Raw genomic sequence first — 16,863 nt, forward strand, 5'->3', positions numbered from 1 at the left:
ACGCCGCACCCCGTTTTATTTAAGGGGACACATGGGACGAGCAAGGGGCTTTACCCTGGTGGAGCTGGTGACTGTGCTGGTGCTGGTGGGGCTGCTGGCGGTGACGGTACTGCCGCGCTTTCTCACCCGGGGCGGCTTTGACGAGGTGATCTACCGGGATCGCCTGGCCGCCCTGTTGCAGCAGGCCCAGCTGATGGCCATGTCCCGGGCCAGCCAGTGCAGCACATTGCTGTTCGAGCCCCACCGCTTCGGCATTCCCCGCCGGGAGCCCAGTCAGACCCATTGTGATGCCAGCCTGCCCAGTGTGGGGGAGGCCTATGCCAGCCCCTCCCTGGGGATCCGTGCCGAGGAGGCGGTATCGACTGTGACCCTGTCGGCGCCCGCGCAGCTGAGTTTTGACTACTGGGGCCGCCCGCTGGATGTCAGCGGGACTGCCTATGCCAGCCAGCTGGTGATTGGCATTCAGGGCGAGAGCAGCCTGAAACTGTGCATCGAGACCCAGGGGTATATCCATGTCTGCTAGAGGCAACCAGGGCTTTACCCTGCTGGAGCTGGTGGTGGGCATGGTGTTGCTGGCCCTGGCCCTGGTCATGATCACCGGCGTCCTGGCGCCCCTGGTGAGTCAGCAGCGCGAGCCCCTGTATCAGGTGCGTGCCGCCGAGCTGGCCCAGGCCCTGCTGGGAGAAATCGCCGGCCGCAGCTTCGATGAGCACAGCGATCGCAGCGGCCTGACCAGCAACAACCGTTACCGCTACTGTGGTGCCATCCTCCTCACCGAGCTGGAAGAGAGCAGCGGCGACTGCACGGATCCAGCCGATTATGGTCCCGATGGTGAGAGCCACGATCAGTTCAACGATGTGGATGACTTCAATGCCTATTGCCCCAGCCAGGGGGGCAGCGCCATCAGTGGCGATACCTATGCTAGCCTGCGTGGCCTGGATCCCACCCTGTATGCCCACTTCAGCCTCACCTCCTGCCTCAGCAATGCCCCCCAATGGCTGGGCGGCAGCGGGCGCACGGATCTGGCCAAGCGCTATCAGGTGACGGTCACCACCCCCAGCGGCGAGGCGCTGCCCTTCACCGGCTATCGGAGTAACTACTGATGAGGCAACGCGGGTTTACCCTGATCGAGCTGGTGGTGGTGATCGTGGTGTTGGGCATCGTCTCCATGCTGGTGAGCCAGTTTCTGGGGACCGGCACCCTGCTGTACCGCGACAGTGCCGAGCAGCAACGGCGGCTGGCGGAGGGGCGCTTCGTGCTGGAGCGGTTGGCCCGTGAGCTGGCGGATGCCCATCCCATGAGCCTGCGGCTGCACGACGGCAGCGGCAGCCTGGCGGCCTGTGTGGAATATGTACCCCTGCGGGGTGCCGGCGGCTACCTGGGCTGGGTGGCGGGCCGCAGCAGCCTGAGCCTGGTGTCGGGGGCTGACTTTCAGGACAGTACGGCGGCGGCCCTGCAGGTGGGGCGTCGGCTGTCGGTGGATACCCTGAGTTCGGCGGAGCTTTACCAGTCCAGCCTGACGGCGGCCAGCGGCAGCCTGGCCACCCTCACCAGCGTGACCCTGCCCAGCGATCCGGACACGGATCCCCTGGCCAGCGTCAGCCTCTCCCGCCCCTTGGTGCGGGACTCCAGCGGGCGCCGTTATCTGGTGCTGGGCAGCGGCCCCGTGGCCTGGTGCCGGCAGGGGAGTGCCCTGTACCGCTATGCCGATTATGACTGGGGCTGGGACTGGAGCCTGGGGGCACCGTCCGGCGGTGTCTTGATGGCGCAGGATCTGGGGGCGGCCAGTGGTTTTGCCCTGGAGGCCCCCTCACTGCAGGCCAACACCCAGCTGGATGTGGTGCTCTCCCTGACCCTGAACGACGGCAATGCCTTGCTGCTCAATCGACGATTGCAGGTGAACCATGTGCCCTGATGGACGCGTAAGCCGCCAGCGCGGCAGCATGCTGGTGATCGCCCTGGCGGTCATGGTGATCCTGGGCCTGCTGGCGGTGGCCCTCACCCGCTTGCTGGGCAATGCCAGCGACAGTCTGGCCTACGAGGTGCTGTCGGTGCGGGCCCAGTCATTGGCCCAGTCCGGCATGGATCAGCGGCTGTATGTGGTGCTGCGGCAAGGGGTCTGCGCCAGTGGGCAGGCGGACTCCGCCAGCGGCAGCCAAACGGTGGACGAGACCGGTCTGTCCGGCTGTACCTTAAGCTGGTCCTGCCGCCACCAGAGCCTGACGGATGAGGACGGTAGTCCACTGGAATATTACTGGCTGCAGACTCAGGGCCAGTGCGGCAATGCCCAGCTGCAGGTGACCCGGCAGAGCAGTAGTGAGGTGAGGTTATGAGACTGGGCTGGATCGGCGCCCTCTGCTGTTTACTGCTAACGCTGAGTGTGCGGGCGGATATTCTGCTGGAGGGCGCCTATACCCTGGGAGACAACAGCACAACGGCGTTGTCTCCTACTCAATTGCTGACCACCAGCAACGGCAGCTATGTGCCCGTCTATCCCCTGCATCTGACCCTCAGTCAGGCGGTGAGTCTGACCGGCGCGACCTTAGCCGGGGCCTCAGGGCTGGAGGCCGGCGCCAGTCTGGTGATCTGGGACAGCAGCGGCAACCTGGTGGTGAACAGTCAGGCCAGCGACAGCAGTCCGGCCAGCTTCTCGTTTAGCCAGACCCTGCCCGCGGGGGAGTATCGGCTGGCGGTCTGGGGACAGTGCTATTCCGGTAGTCAGCACACGCGTTTCAACGCCAGTTGTTCTGACTGGGATGATTTTTCCTTCTCCTCCATCACCCTGCTGGGGGGCAGTAGCACCTACCAGCACCTGACGGCGCGGCAGCATATCGGCGACAGCAGCGAACAAAGTGGTCAGGACCGGTGGTATCCGGACTTCCCCAGCGGCAGTCAGGTCAGCTACAGCATCACGCTGAGCCAGAAGAGCACACTCGCCAGTCTACAGTTCTACCGCTTGCGGGACTGGGCCTTCAGCAAGATCTCAGCCTGGAAGCTGACGGCCAGCGGCAGCAGCACTGTGCTGGCCTCCGGCTATTTTACCGGCGATGGTAACCCTAGTTGGAGTCCTGCGTTGACCCTGGCAGCCGGCAGCTATGTGCTGACGGTTAGCACGGCAGATCAATATGGCTCGACCACGGCGGGCCGGGATCAGGATGATATCAGTTGGGATCAGGTGACCCTGCAGTGGGTGGCGGTGACCACCGCCTCGACGTCCATTTGCTCCCCCTTTACCGGGCCGGTACAGAGCAAACAGGCGGGCGGCAGCCTCTACAGCGATGGCACCATCTACGCCCAACAAGGGGATGTGATCCGCTTCCCCACCATAGGTGGTAACTCGAACCGCTACTACTGTCCTGACTCCAGCAACAGTTGTCAGCGGCGCTATGAATATGTGGAGCCCCTGAGCCTGGCGACCTTTCCCTCCACTTCGGGTAGCAATATTAACGTCGATGGCAGCCAGACCCTGACCGGCTCGCAGTACGGCAGCATCCAGGTCAACAGTAGCGGTAAGTTGAATCTGGCCCCCAGCCAGTTTCCGGTGACCATCGACAGCCTGAACATCGATGGCAAGGTGACCATAGCCCCTGGCGAGTATTGGATCCGCAACCTGCAGATGAACAATGGTCAGCTGACCCTCAGCGGCAGTGGTGACTTGTTGTTATATATCAAGGCCAACATGACCCTGAATAAGTCCCTGCCCACCAGCCTTGGCAGTGGCCAGCGGGTGGTGGTCATCGCCTACGATCAGGTCACCATCAACAACGGCACCCTCACCGCCGGTTTGTATAGCGACAAGGGCACAGTGTCGGTCAACGGCAGCATAGTGGGGCCTGTGACGGTGGGGGACCGCCTGCAGATCAATGGTTCCGGGGTGATCGATGCCCGGAACTGGAAGGATTATGCGGATATCAGTGCCGGTGAATGTACCAGCAGCAGTGTGCATCACTATGAGCTGCACTATCCCGCCAGTTCCCTGACCTGTGAGCCAGCGGCGGTGACGGTCAAGGCCTGCAGCGATGAGGCCTGCACCCTGTCAAACAACGTCAGCGAGGTGACCCTGTCTCCCAGTGCCGGTTGGAGTGACGGCTCCCCCAGCTTCACCGGCAGCAGCTCGGTGACCCTCAGCCACAATATCGCTGAAACAGTCATCCTGGGGATCACGGATGCCTCGCCCAGCGCCAGCAACGGACTGCGCTGCTACAAGGACGGGGTGCTGGATGCCAGCTGCAGCCTGAGCTTCGTGGACGTGGCCTATCAATTCGATGTACCGGATTTTTACGCCGGTGCCGGCAGTGGCAGCGTCAGCCTGCAGGCGGTCAAGAGCAGTGGTGGCAGCAGCCCAGTCTGTTTGCCGCTGCTACAGAACCAGACGGTGCCAGTGACCTTTGCCCAGCAGTACAGCTATCCCAGCACCGGCAGCCGCAGCCTCAGCATCAATGATGTGTCCCTGGCCAGCAGTAGCAGCCGGAACCTGAGTTTCGATGCCAGCGGGGTGGCCAGCCTGAGCCTGGATTACCCGGATGCCGGTGTCATGGGGCTGACCGCCACCAGCAACTTCGAGACAGACGATGGCACCCTGACCCTCACCGGCGCGGATAGTTTCGTGGTGCTGCCCCAGGTCATCCGCCTGAGCGTGCCCAGTGCGCCGACGTGCAGCGGCAGCACGGATGCGGCCTTGGCGGCCTGTGACGCCTTTACCGCGGTGGACAGCCCCTTCACCCTGCGGGCTCAGGCCGGCTACTGGCGTGGCGGCAGTTTCGTCGTCACCCCCAACTTTGCCACCGGCAGCAGCGGCCAGGTGGCCAGCGGCGCCCTCTCCTGGCAGCACCAGCTGCTGGCGCCCAGCCAGGGCAGTGCACCGGCCCAGCCCAGCAGCACCCTGAGCCTGGCCAGCGGCACCCTGGATCTCACCACCGCCATGGCGGATGTGGGGGTGTACCGTTACCGGGTGCCCAGCTTCGTCCCCTATGCCGGCTACCAGAGTGGCAGCCTGCCGGTGCCCATGGCGAGCCTGCCGGAAAGTCAGCAATACAGCGATGCCGTGGGGCGTTTCATCCCGGTGGCGTTGCTGGCGGTGGCCCAACGGCAGGGGGTGCTGGAGCAGACTTGCGAGGCGACGGGGGGCAGTGCCGGCTTCAGCTACCTGGGGCAGTCCCTGACCTATGCCGCCGGGCTGGCCAGCCAGTTTGATGTCTATGGGCTCAACCGCAGCGGCAACCGGATCAACAACTACCTGGGTAACTTTGCCAAGGTGGCGGCCGATGACGCCTACCCGGATGCCGACAACTGGAGCGTGGCCAGCAGCAATACGGCCAGCGATGGCGGCAGCCTGGCGGTGCGGCTGGGCTGGCAATCCGGCAGCTGGACCCTCGCCGGCAGCAGTGCCGCCAGCCCGGGCCTGCCCACCTTCAGCTGGAGCGAGGCCAGTACCCTGGCCTATGACAAGTCCGATGCCAGCGCCGCCACCCGGGCCCTGGTGGCGCCCTTTACCCCGGCGCTGGAACTGACCCTGGCGGACCTGGTGGACAGCGACGGGGTCCGGCAGTCAGGCACCCTGACCCTGAACCCCACGGCACCCCAGACCCGCTATGGTCGCCTGCTGGCCACCAGCGTCTATGGCGCCCCCAGTGCGGATCTGACCCTGCCGCTGTACCTGCAGTATTGGAGCGGCAGCCGCTTTGTCACCGCCGAGGACGACAGCTGTTCCGTCTTGCCGGCGGCGGATCTGCGACTCAACGACCTGGCGCCGGCCAACTGGTCGGCGGTGCCGCTGGCGGATAACAGCGAGGGTGCCACCACGGCCGTGACGCCGCAAAACCAACTGACGGCGGTGGCCGGTCGTCTGCCGCTGCTGTTTGCCGCCCCCGGCGGCGAGGGCCATGTGCCGGTGACGGCCCAGAGCCTGCCCCTGTGGTGGCAGCATGTCTGGACCAGCGGCGCCTTGAGCGGCTTTGCGCCGGCCAAGGCGGCCTTCGGTCTGTACAGAGGACACGAACGGGTCATTTATCGGCGGGAGATCACCACCCCCTGACGGGGTGTCACGAAACCGACATGCCAAGCCCAGGCGGCGTCCCGCCTGGCTTGCCCTATCGAGCCGGGGTTGGTAAAGTGAGCCGGTTTTTCGCACTTCCACTTTCCAGGATCCCCCGCAACCATGTTCAAAAAACTCAGAGGTCTTTTTTCCAACGATCTGTCGATCGATTTGGGTACCGCCAACACCCTGATCTACGTGAAGGGTAAAGGCATTGTGTTGAACGAGCCCTCTGTGGTCGCCATCCGCCAGGAGCGGGGCGGCAGTGCCAAGTCCGTTGCGGCGGTGGGCCACGCGGCCAAGCTGATGCTGGGGCGTACCCCCGGCAATATCGCCGCCATCCGTCCCATGAAAGACGGGGTGATCGCCGACTTTTCCGTCACCGAGAAGATGCTGCAGCACTTCATCAAGCAGGTGCACGAGAACAATTTCCTGCGCCCCAGCCCCCGCGTGCTGGTGTGTGTACCCTGTGGTTCCACCCAGGTGGAACGGCGGGCCATCAAGGAGTCCGCCCAGGGCGCCGGCGCCCGTGAGGTCTATCTGATCGACGAACCCATGGCCGCCGCCATCGGTGCCGGCCTGCCGGTCTCCGAAGCCACCGGCTCCATGGTGGTGGACATCGGCGGCGGCACCACAGAGGTGGCCATCATCTCCCTCAACGGCGTGGTCTACTCCTCCTCCGTGCGGATCGGCGGTGACAAGTTCGACGAAGCCATCATCAGCTATGTGCGTCGCAACTACGGCAGCCTGATCGGTGAAGCCACCGCCGAGCGCATCAAGCACGAGATCGGCTCCGCCTATCCCGGCGACGAGGTGCGTGAGATCGAGGTGCGCGGTCGTAACCTGGCCGAAGGGGTACCCCGCAGCTTCACCCTCAACTCCAACGAGATCCTGGAGGCCCTGCAAGAGCCCCTCACCGGTATCGTCAGCGCCGTCATGGTGGCCCTGGAACAATCGCCGCCCGAGCTGGCCTCCGACATCTCCGAGAAGGGCATGGTGCTCACCGGCGGTGGTGCCCTGCTGCGGGATCTGGATCGTCTGCTGATGGAAGAGACCGGCATCCCCGTGGTGGTGGCCGAGGATCCCCTCACCTGTGTGGCCCGTGGTGGCGGTCGAGCCTTGGAGCTCATCGACATGCACGGTGGCGACCTGTTCCACTACGAATAAGCGCATGACCGGCCCGTCGAGGGCCGGTCTGCTATTGGTGTCTTGATGAAGCCCCTGTTTGGCCGTGGCCCGTCTCTCCAGCTGAGACTCTTTTTTACCGTTCTGGTCTCGGTCGCCTGCATCGTGGCCGATGCCCGCTTTCACCTGTTCGACTCCAGCCGGGTCTACATGAATTCCCTGGTCAGCCCGCTCATCTACCTGGCCAACCTGCCCAAGCAGCTGGTGGGCGGCGTGCGTACCCAGCTGCGCAGCCGTGAAAGCCTGATGGATGAGAACGATCAGCTGCAACAGCAGCTGTTTCTGGTGCGCGGTGAGCTGTTGCGCCTGCAGCAGCTCACCCAGGAAAACCAGCGGTTGCATCAGCTGCTGGGCTCGCCGATCAACCTGGATGCCCGCAAGATGGTGGCCCAGATACTGGCGGTGGACTCGGATCCCTTCGTTCATCAGGTGGTGATCGACAAGGGCACCCTCAATGGCGTCTACGACGGCCAGCCGGTGCTCAACGATCAAGGGGTGGTGGGCCAGGTGCTGAGCGTCGGCAAGACCACCAGCCGGGTGCTGCTGATCACGGATGCCAGCCATGCCCTGCCGGTGCGCATCGCCCGCAACGACATCCGCGCCATCGCCAGCGGGACCGGCAGCATTGACGAGCTGGAGCTCAAGAACATCACCCGCAACGCCGATCTGCAGGAGGGGGATCTGCTGGTCACCTCCGGGCTGGGGGGGCGCTTCCCCATGGGCTACCCGGTGGCCCGCATCACCCGTTTCGCCTACGAAGAGGGCAAGCCCTTCGCCGAGGTGAAGGCCAAGCCCCTGGCGGAGCTGGATCGGCTGCGCTATCTGTTGCTGTTGTGGCCGGCGGATCAGGGTAAGCAGCCCATACTGGCGGCGCCGTCTGCGGCCATGGCTACCGCCTCGGCCGCCACCACCACGGAGGGCGCACCATGACGGTCACTGGACACGGCAAAGGCTCCATCTACCTGACCATACTGGTGGCCATGGTGCTGGCCATCATACCCCTGCCGCCGGCGCTGGATAGCTTCCGCCCCGACTGGGTGATGCTGGTGGTGATCTACTGGGTGCTGGCCTTGCCCCACAGGGTCAACGTGGGCAGCGCCTGGCTGGCGGGCCTGCTGCTGGACATGCTGCTGGGCAGCACCCTCGGCGTGCGCGCCCTGGCGTTGGCCATCATGGCCTATGTGGTGGCCAGCCAGTTCCAGAAGATCCGCAACTTTTCCGTCTGGCAGCAGGCCCTGGTGATGGGCTGCGTCTCCCTGCTGGGACAGCTGGTGATCTTCTGGGCGGAACACCTGTTTTCGGTGGCCTTCCTGCACTACCGGCTGTTCTGGACTTCCCTGACCACCTGCCTGGTCTGGCCCTGGGTCTACCTGACCCTGCGCCGGATCCGGCGTCGTTATCATATTCGGTGATCCCATGGTGCATCTTGCTGTTCCCCTCTATCTGGCCTCCGCCTCTCCCCGTCGTCGCGAGCTGTTGACCCAGCTGGGCTATCACTTTGAGGTGATCAGCGTGCAGGTCCCCGAGGTGCGGGAAGCCGGCGAGGCGCCGGTGGACTATGTGCAGCGCCTGGCTCGGCAGAAGGCGGCGGCGGGCCTGCATGCCTGTGGCGGTCATGGCGCCGTGCTGGGGGCCGATACCATAGTGGTGCTGGGGGAGCGGGTGCTGGAGAAGCCCAAGGACAAGGCCGATGCCCTGGCCATGCTGACGGCCCTGTCGGGCCAGACTCATGTGGTGATGACCGCCGTGGCCCTGGCCAGCCCGCAAGGGATGGCGCTGCGGCTAGTCTGTACGGATGTGACCTTCCGGACAGTATCCGAGGCCGAGATGCAGGATTATTGGAGTACTGGGGAACCCTGCGACAAAGCGGGTGCCTATGGTATTCAGGGGCGGGCCGGTAAGTTCGTCAAACGCATCGAAGGCAGTTACAGCGCCGTGGTGGGGCTGCCCCTGCTGGAAACCGATGAACTGTTGCAGGACCTGCTGCAACAGCAGGCAGGCTAAGAAGCAGGATTAGGATCCATGTCCACAGAATTGCTGGTCAACGTCACCCCTTCCGAAACCCGGGTCGCCCTGGTGGATCACGGCATGCTGCAGGAGGTGCACATAGAGCGCCAGGCCAAGCGCGGCATCGTCGGCAACATCTACAAGGGCAAGATCAGCCGGGTGCTGCCGGGCATGCAGGCCGCCTTCGTGGACATCGGCATGGACAAGGCCGCCTTCCTGCACGCCTCGGACATAGTGCCCCACACCGAATGTGTGGATGTGCAGGAGAAGCATCACTTCCAGGCCCGCAACATCGCCGAGCTGGTACGCCAGGGCCAGGACATCATGGTGCAGGTGGTGAAAGATCCCATCAGCACCAAGGGCGCCCGCCTCACCACCGACATCACACTGCCGTCCCGTTACCTGGTGTTCATGCCGGGCAGCGCCCACGTGGGGGTCTCCCAGCGCATCGAGTCCGAAGAGGAGCGGGAGCGGCTGAAGAACATCGTCTCCCGCCATGTGGACGAGTTGGGGGGCTTCATCATCCGCACCGCCGCCGAAGGGGTGGGGGAGCGGGAACTGGAGCAGGACACCGTCTTCTTGAAGCGCCTGTGGCGCAAGGTGCTGGAGCGCCGGGGCAAGTACAAGCCCTGCAGCGTGCTGTACGAGGATCTGAGCCTGGCGTTTCGCATCCTGCGGGACTTCGTCGGTACCGAGCTGGATCGGATCCGGGTGGACTCCCGGCTGACCTTCGAGCAGCTCAAGCAGTTCACCGAGGAGTTTGTCCCCGAGCTCAATCCCAAGCTGGACTACTACTCCGGCGAGTCGCCCATCTTCGACATGTATGACGTGGAGAACGAGATCCAGCGCGCCCTGGAGCGCAAGGTGGAGCTCAAGTCCGGCGGCTACCTCATCATCGACCAGACCGAGGCCATGACCACGGTGGACATCAACACCGGCGCCTTCGTCGGCCACCGCAATCTGGAAGAGACCATCTTCAACACCAACCTGGAGGCTACCGCCGCCATTGCCCGTCAGCTGCGACTGCGCAATCTGGGGGGCATCATCATCATCGACTTCATCGACATGCAGTCCGATGACCATCGCCGGCGGGTATTGCAGAGCCTGGAACAGGCACTGGCCAAGGACAGAGCCAAGACCAGCGTCAACGGCTTCTCTCAGTTGGGCCTGGTAGAGATGACCCGCAAGCGTACCCGGGAGAGCCTGGAGCATGTGCTGTGCGCCGAGTGTCCCGAGTGCAAGGGGCGCGGTCGGGTCAAGACGGTGGAGTCGGTCTGTTTCGAAATTCTGCGGGAGGTGCTGCGGGTCAACCGCGCCTACGACGCCGACCGCTTCGTGGTCTACGCCTCCCTGGCGGTGGCCGAAGCCCTGCACGTGGAGGAGTCCCACAGCCTGGCCGAGCTGGAAGTGTTCATTGGCAAGGAGGTCAAGGTGCAGGCCGAACCCCTCTACAGCCAGGAACAGTTCGATGTGGTGATGATGTAAGTGCTGCGCCGCCTCGCCTCCCACCTGTGGTGCGTGCTGGGGATCAGCAGCCTGTTGCTGGCCCTGCTCATCAGTTGGGCTCGCTTCGGCCTGCCTTACCTGCACAACCAGCGCGATCTGATGCAGTCCTGGCTCCAGCAGGCCAGCGGTCAGCCGGCTCAGGTGGGCGGCCTGACCCTGGCCTGGACCCGTTATGGTCCCACCCTGGCCCTGGAGGATCTGCAGCTGGGGCAGCCGCAAGCCAGCTGGCAGCTGCAGCTGGACTCTGCCTACCTGCACCTGGATCTGTGGCAGAGCCTGCTGCAGCGCCAGTGGGTGCTGGGGGAGCTGGAGCTGGTGCGGCCGCGGCTGACCCTGGCCAGCCAGCACTGGAGCGCCAGGCTGCAACAGGAGCTCTCTGGCCAGGTCGCCAGTACCACGGATATCGCGCCGCTGCTGCAACGCCTGTTGGGGGGCTTCTCCGCCTTTTCCCTGCGTCAGGGGCAGCTGCAATGGCAGGGCAAGTTGACCCCGCTGGCGCGGCTGGCCGTTCCGCAGCTGCGCTGGCGCAACCAGGGCGACCGTCACTGGGGCGATGGCGAGCTGGTGTTGCAGGAGGGCGGCACCCATAACCGCCTGCGCTTGCAAGCCGACTTCACCGGGCCTGCCTCCGCGCCGGCGCAGCTGGCCGGCCAGCTCTATCTGAGCTCCCAGCTGCAGGATGCCGGCCTGCTGTCGCGCCTGTTACTCAACCAGCCGGCCGAGGTGCAGGCACAGCTGGATCTTTCCCTCTGGCTGACTCGCCAAGCCGGTCAGTGGCAGTCGCTGCTGGTGAAGCTGGGCGAGAACCAGCTGGCCTGGCGGCAACAGGAGCGACCACAACAGCTGGCGGTGCGCGGCGGCCTGCTGCAATGGCTGCGGCTGGCGGATGGCTGGCAGCTGGCCACCCGGGACATTCAGGTGCATCACCAGGCCGACTGGCATCCCTGGCAGGCCCAGCTGGACAAGGTCGGCGAGCGACTGCAGGGCCGGCTGGATGACATTGAGCTGGGGGCCCTGCGGCCCTTATTGAGTCAGTGGTTACCGGCCGACAGTGGCCTGGGCCGTGCCCTGGCCGGCCTGGCGCCCAATGGCCGGTTGACGGATCTGACCTTGTCCCAGGAAGCGGGGGAGCCCTGGTGGTTCAGTGGCCGCATCAGCCAGCTGCAGTGGCAGCAATGGGCGGCCATGCCCGGGGCGCAAGGGGTGGAGCTGGGCTTTGCCGCCAACGGGGAGCAGGCCCGTTTCTCCCTGACGGCCCCGGCCCAGACCCTGCCGGTCGGCGATAACTTTCTGGCGCCCCTGCCGCTGACTCGCCTGCAATTGGCCGGTGAGCTGAGCCGACTCGGTGACGGCTGGCGTCTGGCGTTCGCCGATCTGGATCTTGGCAGCGGCCCCTTGACGGCCAACGGCCAGGGGGCACTGGATCTGCTGCCAGGGCAATCTCCCGTACTGCACCTGGATCTGGGGCTGGATCTGGCGGATGCCGGTCAGGCCTGGCGTTACTATCCGGTGCCGGCCATGGGCCAGGAGCTGGTGGCCTACCTCAAGGCGGCCATCCAGGGCGGCCGGGTGCAGGGGGCGCGCCTGTTGTGGGATGGGGCACCCGCTCACTTCCCCTTCCACGACGGCAGCGGTGTCTTCCAGGTGGCCGTGCCCCTGCAACAGGCCGAGTTTGCCTTCCAGCCCGATTGGCTGCCCATCCGGGATCTGCAGCTGGACATGCTGTTCCAGAACGACAGCCTGCAGCTGGCCAGTCAGCAGGGCAGCCTGGGCCAGGTGGCGATCACCCGGCTGGATGCCCTGTTTCCCCATCTGTGGCCGGGGCAATCCTTCTTCATCAATGCCGATGTGCAAGGCCAGGGCAGTGCGGTGCGGGACTATCTCAAGCGCTCACCGCTGGCCGATACCGTGGGGGAGGCCTTGACCCAGATCCAGGTGGAGGGGCCGGTACAGGCGGCGCTGCAGCTGGCCATCCCGCTGGCCCATGCCATGCCCCAGGTTAGCGGTCAGGTGACGCTGGCCAACAACCGGGTGCGCTACGGCGGCCTGACCCTGGAGGGGGCCACCGGCACCCTGCTGTTCAACGACACCCACACCCGCTTTGACCAGTTGCAGGCCAGCTTGTGGGGGCAGCCACTGCGCCTGAACTACCAGGGCCATCCCCTGGGACCCGATGGCCGGGATGGCTACGGCGTGCAGCTGAGCGCCCAGGGTCAGTGGCTGGGTCAGCAATTACCCCTGGCCGAGAGCCTGCGACAACGGCTCAGCGGCCAGTTCCAATGGGCGGGTCAGCTGGATCTGACCCTCAAGGGTGAGACCTATGACTACAAGGCCAGCCTGAACAGCGATCTGCAGGGCCTGACCCTGACACTGCCGGCGCCCTATCGCAAGGCGGCCGAGCTCACCTGGCCGTTGCGCCTGGCGGCCCGGGGCAATCAGGAGGGCAGTCAGCTGTTGGCCAACCTGAACGAGGATCTGCTGCTGGAGGCCAAGTGGGACGAGCAGGCCGCGCTGCGGCGTCTGGCGCTGTCCAACGAGCAGGGGCGCGCCCTGGCCAAGGAGGGCACGGCACCGCTGGAGCTGACCCTGGCCTGGCCCGAGCTTGAGCTGTCACCCTGGGTTGCCTTGCTCTCCGGGCTGTCCGGCACCCTGCCGGATCAGCGTGGCCTGCCCTCGCCCCGGCTGGTGCGGCTGCGTACCGACAGCCTGCTGGTGGGCCGGCACTATTTCCACGATGTGGGGGTCAAGCTGCAGCACAGTGGCCAGGATCTGCTGGGCCAGCTGAGCAGTGATGAGCTGACCGGCCAGCTGCGCCGTCCGCACCAGGCCGATCAGCCCTGGGAGCTGGAGCTGACCCAGCTGCGTTGGCCGCAAGGCGAGCAGGCGGATGTGGAGCCTGAGCCGAGTCCGACCCCCGCCCAGCAGCAGGCCTGGATCCGCCAGCTTCCCTGGGTACGGTTGCGCTGCCTGGATTGCCAGTATGGGGATCTGGCCCTGGGGCGTTTCTCCGGCGAGATCAAACCCAGTGACAAGGGGGTGGATTTGCGGGATCTCAATTGGCAACCGGAACCTGGCAGCCGCTTCACCGGTCGAGGGCATTGGTGGGCCGATGATCAGCATGCCGAGGTGACCCTGGCGGCGGATCTGAAGACCGACAGTCTGGCCACCCTGGATCAGAGCCTGGGGATCGCCAGTGGTTTGCAGGGAGCCCCGGCCACCGGCAGCCTGTCGTTACGCTGGCCCGGCCCGCTCTACTCCCTGGACTTTGCCCATCTGGACGGCAAGTTGAGCCTGCAGACCGGCGCCGGGGTGCTCAAACAGGTGGACAGCACGGGGGCGCGGCTGCTGTCGGTGCTCTCCCTATCCGCCCTGCTCAAGCGGATCAACCTGGATTTTCGGGATGTGTTCCAGCAAGGCTTCGCCTTCGACAGCATTCACTCTTCGGCGGTGATCAACCAGGGGGTGATGCGTAATCAGGATTTCCGCCTCAAGAGCAGTGCCGGCGAGCTGACCGGCCAAGGCAAGCTGGATCTGGTGGCCGAAACCCTGGATTATCAGATCCAGTTCGCGCCCCAGATCAGCGGCGGCCTAGCGGCGGCGGCGGCGGTGACCGCCACCCCCATCGCCGGGGTTTACGTGCTGGCCCTCTCCACCTTGCTGGAGCCGGTGATCGACTCCATCACTCAGGTGAAATACCAGGTGAGCGGTCCCTGGCGGGATCCGGTGGTGAAGGAGCTGGAGCGCAAACAGAAGACACTGAGCCCGGTGCGTACCGGAGGGAGTCGCTGAACATGAAACTGGTTGCCATCCAATTGACCTCCGGGGCTGACTGGCCCACCAACCGGGCGGCGATTGCCGCCCAGCTGGCGGCCTTGCCTCCCCAACGGCCCTGCCTGGTGCTGTTGCCGGAAAACGCCGCCTGTTTGGGGCGGCCCGCCGATTATGCGGCCCTGGCCGAACCCCTCGGCGAGGGCCCTGTCCAGGCCCAGCTGGCCCAGTGGGCGCGGGAGTTTGGCATCTGGCTGGTGATGGGCGCCATGCCCATTCAAAGCGACTGCCCGCGCCCCTACACCAGCAGCCTGGTGTTTGATGACCAGGGCGTGCGGCGCGGCCACTACCACAAGATCCACCTGTTCGACGTGGATGTGCCGGATGGCCATGGTCGCTATCGGGAGTCCGACAGCTTCAGCGCCGGCAGTGAGCCTGTGGTGGTGTCCTCGCCCTTTGGTGGTCTTGGCTTGTCTATCTGTTACGATGTGCGCTTCCCCGAGCTGTATCGCCACCTGCGTCAGGCGGGTGCCGATATCCTGCTGGTGCCGGCCGCCTTCACCCAGGTGACGGGGCAGGCCCACTGGTTGCCGCTGTTGCAGGCCCGGGCCATCGAGAATCAGTGTCTGGTGCTGGCCGCCAATCAGTGGGGCCATCACGGCGGTGATCGCCACACCTGGGGCCACAGCCTGATCCTGGATGGCTGGGGCCAGTTGCTGGCGTGTCGCGCCGAGGGAGTGGGGCAGGTCGTGGCCGATCTGCCGTTGGATCAGTTGGCCGATATCCGCCGCCGGATGCCGGTCCTGCAACATGCCCGCCTGCTGCCGGGCCAAAGAGATGAGTCATGCTGCTGAAGAACGTCACCGAGAGCCTGCTGTTACCCCATGAACTGGATGAGGCCATCCTGGCCCGCCTGCTGCGTCAGTTGATGCAGCACAGGGTGGACTTTGGCGACCTCTATTTTCAGAGCAGCTATCACGAGTCCTGGATGCTGGAAGACGGCATCGTCAAGGATGGCAGCTACAACATAGATCAAGGGGTGGGGGTGCGGGCCATCAGCGGCGAGAAGACCGGCTTTGCCTATTCCGACGAGCTCTCCCTGCACGCCCTGAGCCAGTCGGTCATCGCCGCCCGGGGCATCGCCAACGCCGGTGGGGAAGGGCAGATCCAGATCTGGCAACCCCGCCAGCCCAAGCAGCTGTACTGCACCACGGATCCCCTGGGGACCCTGGACAAGCAGCAGAAGATTGCCCTGCTGGAGCAGATGGACAAGTTCGCCCGCAGCCTGGATCCGGCGGTCAGCCAGGTCATCGTCTCCCTCTCCGGCGTCTACGAGGAGGTGCTGGTGGCGGCCACAGACGGCACGCTGGCGGCGGATATCCGTCCCCTGGTGCGGCTCAACTGCACCGTGCTGGCGGAGCGCAACGGCCGCCGCGAGCGGGGCTCCAGCGGCGGTGGCGGTCGCTTCGGCTATGACTACTTCTTCGACCCTGTGGGGGAGGAGATCCGCGCCCTGGGTTACGTGCGGGAGGCGGTGCGTCAGGCCCTGGTGAACCTGGAAGCGGTGGACGCCCCGGCCGGCGCCATGCCGGTGGTGCTGGGGGCCGGCTGGCCCGGCGTGCTGCTGCACGAGGCGGTGGGCCATGGCCTGGAGGGGGACTTCAATCGCAAGGGCTCCTCGGCCTTTGCCGGCAAGCTGGGTCAGCAGGTGGCTTCCAAGCACTGCACCATAGTGGATGATGGCAGCCTGGCGGGGCGCCGCGGCTCCGTCACCATAGACGACGAGGGTACGCCGGGGCAGTACAACGTGCTGATCGAAAACGGCATCCTCAAGGGCTATATCCAGGACAAGCTCAACGCCCGCCTGATGGGCATGGCACCGACCGGCAACGGGCGGCGGGAGTCCTATGCCCACCTGCCCATGCCGCGCATGACCAATACCTACATGCTGGCCGGGGAGTATGATCCCGAGGAGATCATCGCCTCGGTCAAGCAGGGCATCTATGCCCCCAACTTCGGCGGCGGCCAGGTGGACATCACCTCCGGCAAGTTCGTCTTCTCCGTCTCCGAGGCCTACCTCATCGAAAACGGCAAGATCACCACCCCCATCAAGGGCGCCACCCTGATCGGCAACGGTCCCGAGGCCATGGGCCAGGTCTCCATGGTGGGCCGGGATCTGGCGCTGGATGCCGGGGTCGGCGTCTGCGGCAAGGATGGTCAGAGCGTGCCCGTCGGGGTGGGTCAGCCGACCCTCAAGCTCGACAGCCTGACGGTGGGCGGTACCCGCTAGATGTGTAAACCCACCAGGTTGTTCACGGATTGAAGACGACTGATTGGGGGCAGGTAGTCCAGACTGGCATGAG

At 65.2% G+C, this 16,863-nt stretch carries 13 protein-coding genes; all 13 read left to right on the forward strand.

What is annotated here, in order from left to right; genetic code table 11:
- Positions 1–31 precede the first annotated feature (31 nt).
- The 13 genes from ABD847_RS16730 to tldD all read left to right on the forward strand — a co-directional run bounded on the left by ABD847_RS16730 (position 32) and on the right by tldD (position 16,790).
- The gene (locus ABD847_RS16730; RefSeq protein WP_345015107.1) at positions 32–523 is read left to right on the forward strand and encodes a prepilin-type N-terminal cleavage/methylation domain-containing protein; all 492 of its coding nucleotides are present in this window, start codon (positions 32–34) and stop codon (positions 521–523) included.
- Positions 513–1,103 (forward strand): type IV pilus modification PilV family protein, encoded by a 591-nt coding sequence (locus ABD847_RS16735; RefSeq protein WP_345015109.1) that lies wholly within the window; start codon positions 513–515, stop codon positions 1,101–1,103. The genes ABD847_RS16730 and ABD847_RS16735 overlap by 11 nt, the downstream gene beginning before the upstream one ends.
- Positions 1,103–1,915, forward strand: a complete 813-nt coding sequence (locus ABD847_RS16740) for a prepilin-type N-terminal cleavage/methylation domain-containing protein (protein WP_345015112.1) — start codon at positions 1,103–1,105, stop codon at positions 1,913–1,915. Before ABD847_RS16735 ends, ABD847_RS16740 begins: the two co-directional genes overlap by 1 nt.
- Positions 1,905–2,333 (forward strand): hypothetical protein, encoded by a 429-nt coding sequence (locus ABD847_RS16745; protein ID WP_345015114.1) that lies wholly within the window; start codon positions 1,905–1,907, stop codon positions 2,331–2,333. Before ABD847_RS16740 ends, ABD847_RS16745 begins: the two co-directional genes overlap by 11 nt.
- Entirely contained in the window at positions 2,330–6,034 is a 3,705-nt protein-coding gene (locus ABD847_RS16750) for a DUF6701 domain-containing protein (RefSeq protein WP_345015117.1), read from the forward strand. Before ABD847_RS16745 ends, ABD847_RS16750 begins: the two co-directional genes overlap by 4 nt.
- Before the next feature lie 123 nt (positions 6,035–6,157).
- Positions 6,158–7,201, forward strand: a complete 1,044-nt coding sequence (locus ABD847_RS16755) for a rod shape-determining protein (protein ID WP_345015119.1) — start codon at positions 6,158–6,160, stop codon at positions 7,199–7,201.
- 45 nt (positions 7,202–7,246) lie between these two features.
- Positions 7,247–8,149 (forward strand): rod shape-determining protein MreC, encoded by a 903-nt coding sequence (gene mreC / locus ABD847_RS16760; RefSeq protein ID WP_345015121.1) that lies wholly within the window; start codon positions 7,247–7,249, stop codon positions 8,147–8,149.
- Positions 8,146–8,631: a rod shape-determining protein MreD gene (mreD, locus tag ABD847_RS16765; protein ID WP_345015123.1), complete on the forward strand. Its 486-nt coding sequence runs from the start codon at positions 8,146–8,148 to the stop codon at positions 8,629–8,631. The genes mreC and mreD overlap by 4 nt, the downstream gene beginning before the upstream one ends.
- Before the next feature lie 4 nt (positions 8,632–8,635).
- Entirely contained in the window at positions 8,636–9,223 is a 588-nt protein-coding gene (locus tag ABD847_RS16770) for a Maf family protein (protein ID WP_345015125.1), read from the forward strand.
- A gap of 18 nt (positions 9,224–9,241) precedes the next feature.
- Complete coding sequence (gene rng / locus ABD847_RS16775; protein WP_345015127.1) at positions 9,242–10,711, forward strand: ribonuclease G; 1,470 nt, start codon at positions 9,242–9,244, stop codon at positions 10,709–10,711.
- Positions 10,712–14,521 carry a YhdP family protein gene (locus ABD847_RS16780; RefSeq protein ID WP_345015129.1) on the forward strand — a complete coding sequence of 1,270 codons (3,810 nt, stop codon included), beginning with the start codon at positions 10,712–10,714 and terminating at the stop codon, positions 14,519–14,521.
- A 2-nt stretch (positions 14,522–14,523) separates the two neighbouring features.
- Positions 14,524–15,354 (forward strand): carbon-nitrogen hydrolase family protein, encoded by an 831-nt coding sequence (locus tag ABD847_RS16785; protein ID WP_345015131.1) that lies wholly within the window; start codon positions 14,524–14,526, stop codon positions 15,352–15,354.
- A complete protein-coding gene (gene tldD / locus ABD847_RS16790) occupies positions 15,345–16,790 on the forward strand; it encodes a metalloprotease TldD (RefSeq protein WP_345015133.1) in 1,446 nt (481 codons plus the stop codon). The genes ABD847_RS16785 and tldD overlap by 10 nt, the downstream gene beginning before the upstream one ends.
- The last annotated feature ends 73 nt before the right edge of the window (positions 16,791–16,863 follow it).

Origin of the sequence: Pseudaeromonas paramecii, assembly GCF_039540575.1 — a bacterium.
Taxonomy (GTDB): Bacteria; Pseudomonadota; Gammaproteobacteria; order Enterobacterales; family Aeromonadaceae; genus Pseudaeromonas; species Pseudaeromonas paramecii.